15 protein-coding genes are annotated in these 16894 nt (G+C 41.0%); 14 read left to right on the top strand and 1 reads right to left on the bottom strand.

From position 1 onward, the window contains the following. Positions 1 to 7: 7 nt before the first annotated feature. The 14 genes from IEW82_RS01755 to IEW82_RS01690 all read left to right on the top strand — a co-directional run bounded on the left by IEW82_RS01755 (position 8) and on the right by IEW82_RS01690 (position 14691). Positions 8 to 898 (top strand): ABC transporter permease, encoded by an 891-nt coding sequence (locus tag IEW82_RS01755; RefSeq protein WP_188688232.1) that lies wholly within the window; start codon positions 8 to 10, stop codon positions 896 to 898. Positions 899 to 914: 16 nt separating this feature from the next. Then, the gene (locus tag IEW82_RS01750; protein ID WP_373285683.1) at positions 915 to 2471 is read left to right on the top strand and encodes a glutathione ABC transporter substrate-binding protein; all 1557 of its coding nucleotides are present in this window, start codon (positions 915 to 917) and stop codon (positions 2469 to 2471) included. A gap of 5 nt (positions 2472 to 2476) precedes the next feature. After that, entirely contained in the window at positions 2477 to 3478 is a 1002-nt protein-coding gene (locus IEW82_RS01745) for an ABC transporter ATP-binding protein (RefSeq protein WP_188688230.1), read from the top strand. Next, positions 3447 to 4418, top strand: coding sequence for an ABC transporter ATP-binding protein (locus tag IEW82_RS01740; RefSeq protein WP_188688228.1), 972 nt, complete (start codon positions 3447 to 3449; stop codon positions 4416 to 4418). Before IEW82_RS01745 ends, IEW82_RS01740 begins: the two co-directional genes overlap by 32 nt. A 32-nt stretch (positions 4419 to 4450) precedes the next feature. After that, entirely contained in the window at positions 4451 to 6064 is a 1614-nt protein-coding gene (locus IEW82_RS01735) for a gamma-glutamyltransferase family protein (RefSeq protein ID WP_188688225.1), read from the top strand. A gap of 39 nt (positions 6065 to 6103) precedes the next feature. Continuing rightward, positions 6104 to 6673, top strand: a complete 570-nt coding sequence (locus tag IEW82_RS01730) for a chromate transporter (RefSeq protein WP_188688223.1) — start codon at positions 6104 to 6106, stop codon at positions 6671 to 6673. After that, entirely contained in the window at positions 6670 to 7203 is a 534-nt protein-coding gene (locus tag IEW82_RS01725; protein WP_188688222.1) for a chromate transporter, read from the top strand. The genes IEW82_RS01730 and IEW82_RS01725 overlap by 4 nt, the downstream gene beginning before the upstream one ends. A gap of 431 nt (positions 7204 to 7634) precedes the next feature. After that, on the top strand, positions 7635 to 8282 hold the full coding sequence (locus IEW82_RS01720; RefSeq protein WP_188688220.1) for a GntR family transcriptional regulator: 648 nt from the start codon (positions 7635 to 7637) through the stop codon (positions 8280 to 8282). A 332-nt stretch (positions 8283 to 8614) separates the two neighbouring features. Continuing rightward, a complete protein-coding gene (gene pcaC / locus IEW82_RS01715; protein WP_188688218.1) occupies positions 8615 to 8992 on the top strand; it encodes a 4-carboxymuconolactone decarboxylase in 378 nt (125 codons plus the stop codon). Positions 8993 to 9030: 38 nt separating this feature from the next. Continuing rightward, positions 9031 to 9933, top strand: coding sequence for an NAD(P)-dependent oxidoreductase (locus IEW82_RS01710; protein ID WP_188688216.1), 903 nt, complete (start codon positions 9031 to 9033; stop codon positions 9931 to 9933). Between the two features lie 5 nt (positions 9934 to 9938). After that, a complete protein-coding gene (locus tag IEW82_RS01705) occupies positions 9939 to 10709 on the top strand; it encodes a carboxymuconolactone decarboxylase family protein (protein ID WP_188688214.1) in 771 nt (256 codons plus the stop codon). 107 nt (positions 10710 to 10816) lie between these two features. Continuing rightward, positions 10817 to 12145, top strand: coding sequence for an MFS transporter (locus IEW82_RS01700; protein WP_188688211.1), 1329 nt, complete (start codon positions 10817 to 10819; stop codon positions 12143 to 12145). Between the two features lie 136 nt (positions 12146 to 12281). Then, positions 12282 to 13730 (top strand): aldehyde dehydrogenase family protein, encoded by a 1449-nt coding sequence (locus IEW82_RS01695; protein WP_188688210.1) that lies wholly within the window; start codon positions 12282 to 12284, stop codon positions 13728 to 13730. A 169-nt stretch (positions 13731 to 13899) separates the two neighbouring features. Continuing rightward, positions 13900 to 14691 carry an N-acyl homoserine lactonase family protein gene (locus tag IEW82_RS01690; RefSeq protein WP_188688208.1) on the top strand — a complete coding sequence of 264 codons (792 nt, stop codon included), beginning with the start codon at positions 13900 to 13902 and terminating at the stop codon, positions 14689 to 14691. A 264-nt stretch (positions 14692 to 14955) separates the two neighbouring features. On the opposite strand, the gene IEW82_RS01685 is transcribed toward IEW82_RS01690, so the two are convergent. Beyond that, positions 14956 to 16803 (bottom strand): monovalent cation:proton antiporter family protein, encoded by a 1848-nt coding sequence (locus IEW82_RS01685; RefSeq protein ID WP_188688205.1) that lies wholly within the window; start codon positions 16801 to 16803, stop codon positions 14956 to 14958. Positions 16804 to 16894 lie beyond the last annotated feature (91 nt).

Here is a 16894-nt window from a genome sequence, read left to right as displayed (position 1 = left end):
GGGATGGATGCAGCCACAAACAACTGAAACCAGTGTGTCTGTTAAAGTATCAAAAAATGAGGCCCTTACAAGGCGCTTGAAACAATTTTTCAAATATAAACTGGCTGTGATTGGATTAATTGTGATTTTGGTTCAAATTTTTCTAGCAATTTTTGCAAACTCTGTTACATCCTATAGCCCAACTGTTCAGGATTTGACACATGTGAATCTCAAGCCAGGATCTCCGGGACATTGGTTAGGGACGGATAACTATGGAAGAGATATGTGGAGTCGATTGGTCTTTGGTGCACGCCTCTCATTGATGGTTGGTTTTAGTTCAGTCATCATTGGAACAGTTATCGGAACGCTTCTTGGCTTGCTCGCTGGATTCTATAAATTTCTTGATACTATCATTATGCGCATTTCCGATCTGATGTTTGCTTTTCCAGGGATTTTGTTAGCCATGCTGATCATTGCCATATTAGGTACAAGTTTGCTTAATGTTGTTATTGCTATAAGTATTTGGTCCATCCCCTCTTGTGCCCGCATTGTACGAGGAAGTGTGCTGTCACTAAAAAAGCAAGAGTATATTACGGCTATGAGAGCGTTAGGTGCGAGTCATTTTCGTATCATTTTTCAACACATTTTGCCTAATGGGACTGCGCCGATCATTGTTTTTGCAACCATGCACATGGGAACGGCAATTCTTTCAACATCTGCACTCAGTTTTCTTGGCTTAGGTGCAGAGCCCTCAACGCCAGAATGGGGCGCTATGATATCTGCCGGTCAACAATATATGTGGCAGGCCCCTCATCTCGTCATTATTCCTGGTATTGCAATTATGTTAGTTGTCTTTGCTTTTAATGTTGTTGGTGATGCATTACGTGACATGCTTGATCCAAATATGAAATCAAGATAACAGGGGGTTAATAAGCGTGAGAAGGAAGTCAATGGTTTTTTTCATGGGAATCGTCTTGATTTTAGGAATGGTGCTTTCTGCCTGCAGTAGTTCTTCCTCTGAGAAGAGTAGTGGAACATCAGAGGGAAGCGCATCGGGTGCTCCACAGGAATTAACTTATGCAATGACATCCAAGATCGTTGGTTTATCACCAATTATGACTAATGACTCCGTATCCACTGCTGCTATTAATCAAATTTACGAAACATTATTCACGAAGGACCCAAAGACATTGGAAATTAAGCCTCTTTTAGCAGCGTCTTATGACACGCCAGATGATAAGACATGGGTCATTCATTTAAAGAAAAATATAAAGTTTACTGATGGGACCCCGTTCGATGCTGAAGCTGTTAAATATACATTTGATAAACTCAGAGATCCAAAGACAGGTGCTCCACGAGCTTCTCTCCTTGCCCCTGTTGCTTCTGTTACCGTGAAGGATAAATATACGGTAGTGATCAAAACAAAAGAACCTTACGGGGCGATGCTTGCGGCTCTTGCTCATGAAAATGCAGCCATTGTCAGCCCTACAGCAGATAAAAAACAGGATCTCATGAAAAAGCCTGTCGGGACAGGACCTTTTATGCTAAAAGAATGGGTAGCTGGAGATCATCTGACACTTGTTAGAAATCCAAGTTATTGGCAAGGAAAAGCTAAATTAAAACAAGTCACATTTAAGGTTGTGCCAGATGTTAATACTGCAATATCCATGCTTCAAACAGGCCAAGTTGATTTTATTGATGGCATCCCTTCTTCGCAATGGGATAGGGTGAATAGGCTTAAGGGCATTAAAACCATGAAAAAGGCAGGCACAGCGGTGGCTTACCTTGGTTTTAATGTACGCCGTGAGCCAATGAAAAACCTTGCCTTTCGACAAGCTGTTGCTTATGCGATTGACCGTAAAGCTTATGTGAAGCAGCTTGAGGGGCTTGGTATTCAATCAAACAGTATCATTGGACCAAAGGTATTTGGCTACGATAAATCCGCAGAAGCGGGTGGCTATTCTTATAATCCAAAGAAGGCGAAACAAATGTTAAAAGAAAATGGATGGGAAGGCAAGACCATTGAAATGCTAGTGGCCAATACTGAAAACTATATGAAAATGGGGCAAATCGTTCAGGACCAGCTTCAGAAGGTTGGCTTAAAGGTCAAAATGGATACGATGGAGTGGGGGACCTTCCTTGATGTGAGTAGGAAAGGCAATTTTGATATTACCTTCTTATCTTGGTCAAATAGTACAGCTGACGGGAGTGAACTCCTCTATCCAAACCTCCATTCGGACAATATTGGCTCATCTAATGTTACAGGGTATAACAATGCCAAATTTAATAAACTTGTAGAGGAGTCCCGCGCCTCGACAGATCAAAATTATAGAAAACAAAAGCTTGATGAAGCCAATAAATTAGCCATTAAGGACGCGCCTTGGGTAATCATGGATCATGGGGTGGTCACAGCAGCTTATAAAGATTCCATAAAAGGACTTACAATTGATCCAACAGGATTATGGTCCTTATATAAAGTTTATAAGGAGTAGGTCATATGTTTGAACACATTTTAGAAGTAAAGGATTTAGGCATTCAATTTAAAACGGCTGAAGGATTTCTTTCAGCCGTTCATGGTATTTCATTTAATGTTAAACGAGGTGAAACTGTCTGTATTGTTGGGGAATCAGGCTGTGGCAAGAGTGTGAGTGCACTGTCGCTTATTGGCTTACTTCCGAATAATGGGGAGGTATATAAAGGGGCTATTAAGTTTCAAGGCAAGGATCTTACAAAACTTACTTCTGATGAAATAAGGAAACTTCGTGGCAATGATATATCCATGATCTTTCAAGAACCTATGACGGCTTTAAATCCCGTCTTCACTATTGGCTATCAACTTCGGGAGCCCTTGAAAATCCACCAAGGATTAAATAAGGCGAGGGCAAATCAAGTGGCCATTGATCTGTTGCGGCAGGTGGGCATCTCGGTACCTGAACAAAGAATGAAGCAATACCCACATGAACTTAGTGGCGGCATGCGGCAAAGAGTCATGATTGCGATCGCGCTTGCTTGTAATCCGAAAATATTGATAGCTGATGAGCCGACCACTGCATTAGATGTAACCATTCAAGCTCAGATTTTGGAGCTGCTTAATGATTTGAAGCAGCGATTTGAAACAAGTGTTGTCATGATTACACATGATATGGGCGTGGTTGCAGAGGTTGCTGATCGCGTTATCGTGATGTATTCAGGAGAAATTGTTGAACAAGGGGATGTAGAGACTATTTTTAATCATCCTGAACATCCCTATACTCAAGGTCTCTTAGCTTCCGTTCCAAATGTCGATCTGGAGCAAGATATATTAGAAGCGATCCCGGGGACAATGCCTAACTTAGAAGAGCAAATTAGTGGCTGCCGTTTCCATCCGCGGTGTCCTTTTGCAACCGATAAATGTCGAGAGACAAAACCAGATATTTTCTCAATCGATCAACATGATGTTAGATGCTGGCTTAAGGAGGCAGAAGCCGATGGGCAAGCAAGTCGCATTATATCAAATTAATGATGTCAAAAAGCATTATCCTATTAAATCAGGCTTGCTGAAAAGGACAAAAAAAGCGGTTAGAGCGGTCAATGGCATTACCCTAGACATTCAAGAGAATGAGACCTTAGGTGTTGTTGGGGAATCAGGCTGCGGCAAATCTACTTTAGGCAGAATTATATTAGGACTCGAACCTTTAACCGAGGGTGAGCTTATATTCAAAGGAGAAAACATCACCCATTATCGTTCCTCACAATTGAAGCCACTGAAGCGGCAAATGCAAATGATCTTCCAGGATCCTTATGCTTCCCTAGATCCACGTCAAAAAATTGGCCCTGCTATTGAAGAGGGACTCATTATCCATACGTCATTAAATGCCCAAGAGCGAAAGCAGAAAGTGATTGAACTGATGCAGGAAGTCGGATTACAACCGTCACATTATTCACGCTATCCACATGAGTTTAGTGGGGGGCAAAGGCAGCGTATCGGTATTGCAAGAGCATTAGCCCTTAACCCTTCCTTTATTGTATGTGATGAGGCGGTATCAGCTTTAGACGTGTCAGTGCAAGCCCAAGTGATTAATTTACTTAAAAGGTTGCAGCAGGATTACAGGCTCACCTATCTTTTTATCTCGCATGATCTGGGTGTGGTGAAGCATATAAGTGATCGTGTATTAGTTATGTATCTCGGGAATATGGTTGAACTTGCATCTGTCAAAGACCTTTATTCTAATCCACGGCATCCCTATACAAATGCGTTGTTATCAGCTATACCACGCCCCACAGTAGCCAAGGAAAGAGTTAAAATTAAATTGCAAGGAGAAATTCCTAGCCCAGCCAACCCACCTAGTGGCTGTCCATTTCATACACGCTGCCCTTTAGCACAAAGCGTATGTAGCGATCAAAAGCCAGAATGGCGCAATATAGGTGGCGATCATTTTGCAGCTTGTCACTTCGCCTAAGAGATAATTTTGGAGAGGAGTAACGTATTATCATGACAAATTTTGATGCACTTTTTGCCCCTTATTCTTCCAAGAGAAGACCAACCTATGCGACGAATGGTATGGTAGCGACCTCTCAACCGCTTGCGGCGCAAGCGGGGCTAGATATTTTAAAGAAGGGGGGCAACGCTATTGATGCAGCCATTGCAACAGCCGCTTGCCTTACAGTCGTTGAGCCAACATCCAATGGTATTGGCGGTGACGCTTTTGCATTAATCTGGACAAAGGGGAAGCTTCACGGTTTGAATGCAAGCGGACCAGCACCTGCTTTGTTATCAGCGGAGGGACTTAAGGAAAAAGGCTATGATACAATGCCGGCCTATGGCTTTGCGCCAGTGACGGTACCTGGGGCACCTTCGGCATGGGCAGAATGCAACCGGCGTTTTGGTCAGCTTCCCTTAACTGAAGTGCTAGCACCTGCTATTTACTATGCGGAACACGGTTATCCACTATCTCCAGTCCTAGCAAAGTTTTGGGGAAATGCTTATAAGGCGTATAAAAATCGCTTGCCAGCAGAGCAATTTGCAAGGTGGTGTGAGGTGTTTGCCCCTGATGGCCGCGCACCAAAGGCAGGAGAAATTTGGTCATCTAAAGGGCATGCAGATTCTCTGCGAAAAATTTCGGAGACACAAGCAGAGAGCTTTTATAAAGGGGAATTAGCTGATCACATTGATCAATTTTCTAAAGACAATGATGGGTTTATACGCAAGGAAGACCTCGCTAGCTTTCAGCCAGAATGGGTCAATCCTATTTCCGTAGATTATCGCGGCTATAAGGTATGGGAGATTCCTCCCAATGGCCAAGGACTCATTACATTAATGGCCTTGAATCTTGTCAAAGGCTTTGATTTAAAGGAGAAGGAAGCTGTAGAAACATATCATAAGCAAATTGAAGCATTGAAGCTGGCCTTTAGTGATGGGAAGGAGCATATTGCCGAAGAAAAAGAAATGAAACATACGATTGAGGCGCTTTTATCAGAGGAGTATGCTCAGGAGCGGCGTCAATTAATTGGCGATACCGCCTTAGACCCCCATCCAGGGGAACCAACAAAAGGCGGAACTGTTTACCTCGCCGCCGCTGACTCAGAAGGGAATATGGTTTCTTTTATCCAGAGCAATTACATGGGATTTGGTTCAGGCCTCGTCGTCCCTGATACAGGGATTTCTTTACAGAACCGTGGGCATAACTTTTCTTTAGACCCCAATCATGCCAATTTCTTAAAACCAAAAAAACGGCCTTATCATACGATCATTCCTGGCTTTCTTACCAAGGGAGAACACCCTGTTGGCCCTTTTGGGGTCATGGGTGGATTCATGCAGCCGCAGGGTCATCTTCAAGTAGTCATGAATACCGTTGACTTTCATCTCAATCCGCAGGCTGCACTTGATGCACCAAGATGGCAGTGGATAGAAGGAAAGACGGTTCGTGTGGAAAACAATTTTCCCCACCACTTTGCTCTGGCATTAGCCGAAAAAGGGCACACTATCCAAATGGCTTTAGAGCCCAATGGGTTTGGCAGAGGCCAAATTATCTGGCGTGATCCAGAGACAGGCGTATTATGCGGCGGCACTGAAACTCGAACCGACGGAACCATTGCGGCCTGGTAAAAATGGTAATGCAAATCTCAACAAGAAAGTATGGTCAATATGAAATATCTTCATCTTTTTCTTGCCTTTCTTAGGATCGGGCTTCTAGGCTATGGCGGGGGACCTTCATCGATCCCTCTGGTTGAGAAAGAAGCAGTCTCAAAATATAAGTGGCTGTCTAAAAATGAGTTTGGTGACATGCTTGCCTTGGCCAATACTTTGCCTGGGCCTATTATTACGAAAATGGCAGGCTATATCGGTTATATAGTGAAGGGAACCATTGGGTTGATCATTGCGATAGTGGCTTCTATTCTACCGACCATTCTATTGATGATTGTTTTTTTTAAGTTTTTAACGTCCTTTCAAGATCAGCCTTGGGTTCATGGCATGACTGAAGCGGTTATTCCTGTGGTTGGCATCATGCTTGCCACCTTAACTTGGGAATTCTTTGAAAAGTCAAAGGACGGGCTGGGATGGGGAGTCAGCATTGCGTTAGTCATCGCTAGTTTTATCGTTGTCTCTCTATTGAAAATCCATCCAGCATTTGTCATTGCGGCAATTCTCATCTATGTCCTCGTTCGACCAGGGAAGAAACAAAATGAGGAATCCAAGAGGAGTGAGGCTGGATGATCTTCTGGAAGATTTTTTTGGCTTTCTTTATTCCTGGCATGCTTGGTTATGGAGGAGGACCAGCGTCAATTCCATTGGTCAGCAACGAAGTGGTGGATACGTATCATTGGATGACTATTACCGATTTCAGTAAAATTCTAGCTTTAGGAAATGCACTCCCCGGGCCAATTGCTACCAAAATGGCCGGCTATATTGGTTTTGAGGTAGCCGGAATACTAGGAAGTATCATAGCGATTATTGCGACTGTTGCTCCTTCATTAATATTGCTCATCCTTTTACTGAAGCTGTTATTAAAGTATAAGGATTCACCCAAAGTCAAAACAATGACACTGCTTATTCGTCCAACTATCGCAGTATTACTTGGACTAATGGCTTTTGATTTTTTTCATAAATCCTATGCTGGTGCGGGTTGGCTACAAACATTTCTCTTAGCTGCCCTTAGTCTACTTTGCTTAGAAAAATTCAAAGTGCATCCAGCGTTTGTTATCCTCGGCGCACTCGGTTATGGAGCCTTTTTCCTTGGCTCATAGATCGAGTGCTATTTTTAGATCAGAAAGTATAAAATTTCTGTCATCAGGAGACGGTACACGTTTCCGCTCCACTTGACTATGCAATGACGCCTCTTCCATATAGATGCTCCATAAGGACTGGGCATACTTGTCGCTCGGTTTTTCTTGCCTAACTGATACAGATTAAACACCACCAGCATTGCTATTTGAATACAGATTTTTTCAAAAGCTGTTCTAATCCATCTTTATGGGATCGACCATAAGGAATGAGGCATGGAAATGAGAAAATCTATAATTTTGGGAAAAAGGTATTTTTATAGTTCGAGTACCGGCTTGAATTTCTAGTATCTGATTAAACATATTATCAAGATTATTTTGGATACCTATTTTATTGTATTTTATATTATAATAAGTTTTACAACAAAAATTTATTTTAAAGAGGAGACTAGTCAGTGAAAGAAGTGAAGAAAACAGTTGCTGCACATATAGCAGAAGAAATTTCATCTCGGATAGCGAATGGATACTGGAGCCCGAATGAACATTTGGTAGAAGCAAAGCTTGCCGAGGAATTTGAAACAAGTAGAGCTCCTGTTCGCGAGGCACTGTTAATGCTTGAAAAGGAAAGGTTGGTTACACGGGTCCCCCATCATGGATTTGTAGTCAAAAAGTTCACCAAGAAGGAAATTCATGAATTGTATGATGCTACTTTTCGCTTAGAAGAAATAGCGATGGGTAAGGCTGTGATAAATATAACAGAAAGCGACATACAGCGTTTGGAAGAGATTCTTGAGGGACAAAAAAAAGCAATCGAGAAAAATGACATTGTAGGTTACTATACACTTAATGAAAAATTTCATGAAATTATTTTCGAGATTGCTAAGAATCAATTTCTTGCAGAAATGCATAAATCTTTACGTAAGTCTTCACAACCTTTAAGTGTGTTGAATCTAGGTCAGGGGACAAATATGCTTTCTTCTTACGAGGAACACAGTAGACAGTTTGAAGCTTTGAAACAAAGAGATAAAGATGCAGGGATTCAAGCAATAAGGGATCAGGAAGCTCGATCAGTGAAGACGCTTGATATTTTCTATCCATTTTAGATTATGTTTATGAAAAGGGGAGGCATGTTAAGGATTAAATCAAATATTTTAATATATAATAATATTTTTTGAATAAAACTGTAGACATAATTGTATACTATTTTGTATAATGATAATGTAAACGGTAACATTCAAAGGGAGTCTATAGAATTTTAGAGGGGGTGTAGAAGGGTTTTTTATTTGTCTAATATTGTCGACAATTAAGTATTCAATATTGTAAACGGTAAATAATTTAATTCGAGCAAGCTTTGGAGTATTAAGTGATTGGATGTGTTTAGAGAAAAGCCTAATAAATTTGGCCGTATACTACATTATTGTTGGAGGTTAAAACCATGAATAGTGAAAAGTTTAAACAAGGCTTAGAGGTTCGTAAAGAAGTTCTTGGAGCTGAACATGTTGATAGATCATTAGCAAATGCAACTGACTTTGATCAAGCTATGCAAGAACTAACAACAGAATGGTGTTGGGGAACGTGTTGGACACGTCCTGGTCTTTCACGGAGGGACCGAAGCATGATTAATCTTGCTATGCTGAGTGCACTAGGTCGTCCGGATGAACTGGCGCTTCATGTACGAGGAGCTATTACGAACGGAGTTACTCCAGAAGAAGTTACTGAAATATTCTATCAAGTTGCAATATACTGCGGTGTTCCTTCGGGTGTTGAAGCCTTTAAAATTGGTAAAAGTGTACTTGAAAAGCTGGAAAAATAGAAACAGGATTATTAAAATGCGAAGGAAGGTTGACCAAATTGGCTAAGTTGGGTTTTATCGGTCTAGGAAATATGGGACATCATATGGCACGGCGACTCCTTGAAAATGGGTATTCTGTTGCAGTGCTCGATGCAAGAAAAGAGGCTATGGATCCATTCAGAGCTTATGAGAATGCAGTGATCACATCCACTCCCGCAGAAGTCACTGAATTAGCAGATACCATTCTTGTGAGCCTACCAAATCCTCAAGTTGCAAAAATCGTAGCTCTTGGAGAAAATGGATTATCCTCTGGGAGAGCATTTAAAACCTATATTGATTTATCCACTACTGGACCTGAGGCCTCCCAACAGGTTGCTACTGCATTAACTGATAAAGGGATTTCTTGTTTAGATGCTCCTGTTAGTGGTGGGGTCCCTGGTGCTGAAAAAGGGACTTTATCGATTATGGTTGCAGGACCGAAAGAGGCTTATGATGTAAATCAATCAGTTTTGGAGGTTATCGGGAAAAAGATCTTTTATGTGGGTCCTGAAGCGGGGCAAGCCCAGACATTAAAGATAATGAATAATTATCTGTCGGCAGTTGCTTTGATTGCTACTTCAGAAGCTATGGTACTAGGTACTAAAGCAGGTTTGGATCCGAAAATTATGCTGGATGTTCTTAATGTAAGTAGCGGGCGGAATAGTGCGACTTTAGACAAATTTCCAGCTGCAGTCGTAAATCGTAAATTTGATTACGGTTTCAAATCAGGGTTAATGTATAAAGATGTTGCGCTCTGCATGCATGAAGCAGATAGACTTGGAGCAACTATGTGGATTGGCAGTAATGTCAAGGAATTTTTCAAACTTACGAAGGAACATCTTGGTGTAGATTCAGATACTACTGAAGTTGTACGGTTATTTGAAGAATGGGCCAAGGTTCAAATTGAAGCAAAAGAGGAGTGAGTGATTTGAGTGAAAAACTAACTTCTCAGCAAACGGCTATCAAAGAATCATTTATTAGAGAACGCGGTTATTGGTCGACTGAGATTTGGGATGATCTCCTTCATCTTGATCCAGATTTTCTCGAGGCATACCTAAAATTTTCAGCAATTCCTTTTAAGGCAAATCACAGCTATATTGATTTGAAAACTAAAGAATTCATTTACATCGCTTTCGATGTAGCTGCTACACATATGTATCAACCCGGAACCCGGCAACATATGCAAAATGCCTTAGGCTATGGTGCGACGCCAGAGGAAATTATGGAGGTTATTGAGTTAGCTAGTGTTCTTGGGATTCACACAACAAATTTAGGTTCTCCTATTTTAATGCAAGTTTTAGCTGAACAAGGAAATCCAGTAGTGACGCAATTAACAACTCGCCAACAAGAGTTAAAACAAGCATTTATTGATGAACGAGGATATTGGTCTGAGATGTGGGACAGTGTCTTGCTTCTTGATCCAGATTTTTTAGAAGCTTACCTAGAGTTTTCTAGTGTTGCTTTCAGACATAATTATCTCGACCCGAAAATCAGAGAGTTCATCGGTATTGCGGTTGATGCTGCAGCCACTCATATGTATGAGCCAGGTGTTCGTGTTCATATTCAGAATGCCGTAAAAAGCGGCGCTTCCAAAGAGGAAATTATGGAGGTCCTTGAACTCACAAGTACTTTAGGGATTCATGCGGCAACCGTGAGTGTTCCTATATTGGCTGATTTAATCAATAAAAAAGATAAATAAAGAACTAATTTTTTCACTAAACAAGCTGTTTTGCCGCGGATGCTCACTATCTAAGTTCATCCGTGGCAGTTAAAAAGGAAAAATTAAATGTAAAGGAGGCGACCTTTATGTCAGTGGGAGTTCGTAGTATCGATTCGGATGTCATTGCTCAAAAAAGAAATGCTGCAATTAAAGGAGCTTTTTTCACAGAGTTTGTAGATATGTTTGATATTTATTTACCGACAATTATTTTAACTCCGGCATTAGCCTATTTTCAACCAACACAGTTGCCGCAAGGATTAGCCGGTATCTTGACCTCCCTCGTATTTATTACTACACTGCTTGGAAGACCTATTGGCGCCACTATTTTTGGAGCCATTGGAGATAAAATTGGCCGTCGGAAAGCGACTATTGGATCTGTTGCTGGATTTGGGCTTATTACCCTACTTATTGCCTTACTCCCTGGATATCACTCAATCGGAATCACTTCATATGTATTATTGGTTATTTTACGATTTCTTGATGGGGTTTGTTTGGGAGGAGGATATACCGGCTCTCATCCGTTAGCCATGGAATACTCAGAAAAACATAAACGTGGTTTTGTAGGGGCTTTAATTTTGGCAGCGTTTCCATTAGCGTATATTTTAATTAATTTAATTGGAATGGTCGAATTTTCATTAGTCCCTCAAGCTGGGCCAGCATCTGCTTATGCTATATGGGGTTGGCGCATTCCATTCGTGATTGGTGCTTTAATAGCAGGGTGGCTCACACTCTATTATATACGTAAAGTTCCAGAGTCTGAAACCTGGGAAAAATCAAAAAAAGAGAAAACCTCTTTATTGAGGATGTTTAAAGGGAAAGCAGGTAAAAGTTTTATCCAAGTCCTTGTTATGATGATTGGATTTTGGTTAACACAAAACATTGTCACATTGGTTCTGCCTACAACAGTACTAAGGGATATCCTTGGATTAGGAAGCTTTCAAGTCACATTGACCTTATTGATTAGTTATGTTGTGCTTTTCGGAAGTTATATCGTTTCTGGTGTTATTTCGCAAAAGATTGGTCGCCGCACATTTTTCTTAATTTTAGGTCCATCCATTGCCATTGTTGGTGCTGGGTTGTTGTATATCCTAATTAACGGAAAGTCATTACCCTTAGCTTTGATCATATTAATTGTGTGTGTATTTTCTGCGATTGTAACGGCACCTTGGGGGGCCATTGTTACCTATATTAATGAACGCTTTGCCACCGAGGTACGCGCTTCAGGATTTGGTTTAGGGTTTAGTGCCTCTGTCATTATTCCATCGTTCTATGCCTTCTACATGAACTGGTTGGGTGTATTCATGCCTTATGAAACAACGATTATTGCACTATTAATCATTGGGGGAATCATTGGTGCCATCGGAGCCTACTTTGGGCCTGAAACTAAGGATGTGGACTTTACCCATGTTGAATAAGGTTAGTTTGATGAGTAAATATCAGTTAGATTATCAAACCCATTAAACAAGAAGAATAAATGGACAGAATTGTGAAGAAGAGAATCATCTTTTAATCCTTTATTTTGCAGGATTTCTAGAAAAGGAGGAATCAACTATGATTTCACAAACCGAACAGTTTTATTTTGGATCATTTATCGATGGGAAAGAAGTAAAATCAGAGGACCGGGTTCTTGAAGTACTCAATCCTTACAACAATCAATTGGTTGGAAGGATATCATGTGCTACAAAGGAGAACGCAGAGCAAGCGATCACCGCTGCTCATCGAGTTTTTCATGAATCAATGAAAAGGATGGCTGCTCATCGTCGGTCAGATATCTTGCGAAGGACAGCAGATCTATTAGAGAAACGAAATGAGGAGTTTGCCAATCTATTAGTCCAGGAGACGGGAAAACCTATCAGAGAGGCAAGGGTTGAAGTAGATCGCTCGATACAAATTCTTCGATTCGCTTCAGAAGGAGCTAAGCAAATTCATGGTGAGGAAATTCAGTTGGATAGTGCACACGGTGGAGAAAATCATATAGCTATTACAAGAAGGTATCCGATTGGTGTTGTGGTGGCAATCACACCCTTTAATTTACCTCTAAGTTTGGTCTTACACAAATTGGCACCGGCAATTGCTGCTGGAAATACAATTGTATTAAAACCTGCTGAAAAAACACCACTTTGTTCTGTTTTACTTTATAAATTATTTGAAGAGGCGGGACTTCCTAAAGGAGCATTAAACATTGTAATGGGACCAGGGCAGGACCTGGTTGAGCCCTTGATTAAAGATTCGCGGATAAAGAGAGTCACATTCACTGGAAGCGGCCCTGTTGGATGGAAGCTTAAGGAGTTGGCGGGACGCAAAAATGTAACGTTAGAATTAGGTTCAAATGCCCCTAATATCGTGTTTAATGATGCTGATTTAGACACAGCTGCAGCATCTTTGGTCCAAGGTGGAGTTGTAACTTCCGGCCAGGCCTGTATTTCCGTGCAAAGAATATATGTACAAAAGCATGTCTATCCGGCACTGCTTGAAAAACTAGTTCAAGGTGTTAAGGAGTTGCGGGTCGGCAATCCAATGGATGAGGCAACTGATGTTGGACCTATGATTACGGAGGCTGCAGCAGTCCGTGCTGAAGAATGGATTAATGAAGCAGTTCAAAATGGAGCAATGATTGTAGCGGGTGGTCAGCGCCATGGCAATTTATTAGAGCCTACTGTGCTTACAAATGTTACTCGTGAAATGAAGGTCGTTTGCAAGGAGATTTTCGCCCCCGTATTTAGTGTCATTCCTTTCGATACAGAAGAAGAAGTGATTAAGCAGGCAAATGATTCTGATTTGGGGATACATGCTGGGATATTTACAAAGGATATTAATCGCGCCTTCCGTGTTGCAGAGGCTTTGGAAATGGGCGGTGTTTGGATTAATGAAGCCTCCATCCGTCGCTATGATCATATTCCTTATGGAGGAGTCAAACAAAGTGGTATTGGAAAAGAGGGCGTATCCTATGCCATTGAAGAAATGACTGAAACTAAATTTATCGGAGTTAAACTGTTATAGGGTTTTGGTTCTTTCATTAACTTTGGCACCGGCACATGTTTCGAACTTTGCTGGTGCCTTAAATCCTTGAACAAAAGGAATGCAGGGGAGTTTTAAGATTTTTACATTAGAAATAGTATGGTTTTATATTGGTTTAATCTATTAAATTATAAAATAAAGGGTGGATACGATGAAGGAAACACCACAATATGAGGTTTATGCCATAAAGTATTCAACGCGTGAGGCGGTAGCCAGTGAACATTTTTATGGACATGCAGATCCTCATGAAAATTATTCAATGCCCATGGATTATTATATTTGGCTCATCAAGGCAGGAACACAGGCAATTGTGGTCGATACCGGATTCTCTGAAAACGTGGCAAAAGAAAGAAAGCGAACATTTTTACGCTGCCCGACCAGTGTTTTGAAGAAACTCGAGGTGGATCCCGCTTCTGTTCCACTAGTTATTATTACACACATGCACTATGACCATTTAGGTAATTTAGATAAATTTCCAAATTCGACTTTTGTGGTACAGGAGTCAGAAATGGCTTTTTGGACTGGAAAATATGCGTCCAAACCTCATTTTCTTCATCACATTACCCCTGAAGATGTCGTTTACCTTGTTCAGGAAAATTTTAAAGGAAAGGTGCAGTTCGTAAACGGCAGTGAAGAGATCATGCCGGGAATAACTGTGCATAGAACAGGCGGCCACTCAGCAGGTTTGCAAATTGTGGAAGTTAAAACTGAAAAGGGGAATGTTGTCCTGGCTTCTGATGTTACCCATTATTATAAAAACATAAACGAAGATCGACCTTTTTGGCTCGTTACAAACCTCCCAGAGATGTACGAGGGCTTTGATTTGGTTAAATCGTTGGCAGATACATCTGAACTTATTATTCCGGGACATGATCCAGCAGTGATGAACTTATTCCCTGCAGCTGGGGAGGGGCTAGAAGGGATCGCTGTTCGTATTGCCTGAAGCTGAGAACTTCTTGAAGCTATGTCCTTCCATCATCGGATTACTTTAAGAATACGTAATTACGTAATATAGTACAGTGTTTAAAATGGCCGTGTCTTAGTATTTTAACCAAAGTCCTCAAAGCCTATATCATAAGCAAGCTTTAATAGAGTTATGATTTAAAAGGTTTTCTTAGATATAAAAGAGCTCCCCCAGTTAAACAGATTTATTTTACTGTCTATCCTTAGGGGAGCCTATCACTTTCTAATCGTTTGAAGCTAATATTTATCCTTCATTTATGGCAAATGCCCTGCGCAGAGCGTCTACAGTGCTTTGTTTTCCAGTGAGTACTAAAGTGTCCCCGAGAGCGAGTTTTGTATCACCATGTGGAATTAAAGGATTGTTGTCTCTGATGATGCGGATGATGATCGCGTCACTTATGATATCGATGTCGCGTAATTGCTTGTGGTGATAAGCCTTATTTGTGAGTTCAATTTGATACAACCCTTCCTCCTTTGTAGTAAAAAGGTTGGCAATGCTTGGGGACTCAATCATGGCCTTCATCATGGCTCGAGTAGAGAAAAATGACGATACGACGTTGATCCCATGGTATTTTAATTCCTCAGTTTGCTTGGGTGACTCGACCCGGGCAATGATATGTTCCACTTCACGCTGTTTGGCGCATTCAGCAATAGTGACATTTTGATTTTCATCTCCCGTTGATGCCACAAGAATATCGGCATCAAAAACACCCTCACGATCCAAGGTATCCACTGAAAAGTCCTTGACATGTTGGATTCGATTGGTTTTCTCTTGCTTTGATTGAATATTGTCATCCTGAGTGTGGTAAACCGTCACGGCATAGTCTTGCTGATCTAATTCCGCTACTAAGGGTAATGTGAGTTGATTGGCGCCTAATATCGTTAGCGTTTTTCTTTTTCTGTCCAAAGTATTAAACGGGAATACCTTTCTAAATAAAATCGGCGAAATGATACAGGTAATGACAGCGAGCAGGATAAGTGATGACGCTGTTTTACTGGAAACGACATGAATTCTTTCTCCAACTTTTGCGGCGGCGACCACAAGGGAGAGAGTCGAAGTGACCAAAAATCCAGATCCAAGTACCGTACGCCAGTCATACCATCTTTTTAACACTAAAATGGGAACCAGTTTTGATACCAGTAAAGCGAAAAAGAGTAAAGGGATTAGGATTAACACTTTTGGCTCTTGAAACAGCTCACGAATATTCAAATCAACGCCAACCATGACGAAGAAAATCGGGATCAGAAAGCCATAACCAAACGAGTCTAATTGTTTGACCATTTCCTTGTTGGGTGAGAGCAGGGACACCAATACGCCTGCCAAAAAGGCTCCGAGAATGTTTTCTGCTCCAACGGTCTCTGATAAACCAACAAGTAGTATGATAAGAGCAAAAACAGCGCGCATCCCAATCTGCACCGTTCCGGTCGATAAAGATGCAAACAAGGACAAATCCCGAAAGAACTTGCCAATAAAATAAAGGATAATACCTGCTCCGAAAAGAATCAGGAGGAGCCATAAATTTCCACCTTCCTCATGGAGTGAAGCAAAGAGGGCCAAGAGAATCATGGTAACTAAATCGGCAATAACAGTAATGATGAGAATGGTTTGACCAATGCCGCTTTTCATAACGTTGGATTCCTTTAAGGTAGGAACGACAACACCTAGTGAAATAGTTGAAATGACCAGCGTCATGAAAAAAGCATTCATAGCTAAATGACCCCATACAAGGAAGAGAGAAATAATATAAGAAACGCCTAAAATTAAAGCGAAAATAATTAATGAAATGAGAAAGCGGTTCGGCTCCCGTTTGCCATTTGGAAGCATCTCTTTTTTAGAATTTGAAAACACACTGAAGTCAATTTCTACACCGCTTAAAAACATTAAGAAAATGAAGCCTAGGGTTGATAGAATATTAATCCAGTCACCAGAATGAATGAGATTAAAGCCACTATGACCGATAATTAAGCCGACGATAATTTCTGCGACGACAACAGGAATGATGGTCAAGCGTAATTTTTTTAGTATGATCGGAGTCAAAAACGCAGCAATAATAACGATCACTAACGAGCTAAATGAAGTATGTCCTGACATGGAAGTCTCCTTTACAATAATTTTAGAAAAAAGCTTTCACTTAGGATTCCCTTGGAAAGCAGATAGCATCCGTTTATAGAGGAAGCAATCA

The sequence above is a fragment of the Pullulanibacillus camelliae genome (assembly GCF_014642655.1).
Lineage (GTDB): Bacteria > Bacillota > Bacilli > Bacillales > Sporolactobacillaceae > Pullulanibacillus > Pullulanibacillus camelliae.
The sequence above is the reverse complement of the archived record's forward strand: the minus strand, read 5'-3'. Positions and strand labels throughout refer to the sequence as shown.